This window comes from Gardnerella sp. c10Ua_244 (assembly GCF_055818055.1).
In genome coordinates, this window is sequence record NZ_JARFVS010000019.1 from 1 (window position 1) to 828 (window position 828).

1 protein-coding gene is annotated in these 828 nt (G+C 33.1%); it reads left to right on the plus strand.

Annotation, left to right across the window (positions count from 1 at the left end; genetic code table 11):
- Window positions 1–35 precede the first annotated feature (35 nt).
- Entirely contained in the window at window positions 36–680 is a 645-nt protein-coding gene (locus P0108_RS07100) for a hypothetical protein (RefSeq protein ID WP_205411957.1), read from the plus strand.
- Window positions 681–828 lie beyond the last annotated feature (148 nt).

An 828-nucleotide genomic window follows, 5' to 3' on the forward strand; every position in this document is an offset into this window, starting at 1 on the left:
AAATATAGCTCGAAGAAATAGGAAGGAGTCGAGATATGGATTGCAGAGGACATGCAACAAGAGAAAAGATTGCTCAAGATTACGAAATTCATCCTAGAGCACATATAAAACTATTAAAAAATCAAAGTAAACATAGTGATGCAGGGCCTATTATTCAAAATGAATACTATATTTTTAATGCTAAGAGAAGAAATGATGGGGAGCTAGAAATAATTCAGTGTGGTATGGGTGCAGCAAGAGATTTTCTTGAATTAATTAAGCATCAAGGGCTACCAATTTTTAATCCCCTAAAAGTTAATTACAGAGATTCAAACGGTGATGAAAGTAATACTACTGGTACTAATAGCTTAAAAAATGTGACCTGGAATGAAACTGCAAAACAACTGTATAACGCAATCATGTGGCTAATTGTATTATGGGATGCCAAACCTGATACGCCTCTCTTTGATTTTATGGATGAAGTAATCAAATACAAAAAATGTGAGCCTTTTGATAGAAAAATCAGAAGAGTAAATACTGCTATACAACATGGAGGCAAAGGTAGGACTTTAACAGAGATGATTGATGATTATAGAAAGTACAATGATTTTAAGAATGATATTTGCAATTTTGAACTTCTTAGCGACAAAATTAATAATATGAGGGACAAAGACGGAAGTAAAATAAAATCCTATTTTTAAGGCTCGCTAGATGGAATAGAAATTATATGCTTGAAATAGCCTAATCAAGGATAGAAAGAGCTGAATGAAACAACCTCCTCTAATAGACGCAGCAACACAGGAAAAACAAGTACCTTAGCCAATTTCCAAATTTAACCTAACAATCTCA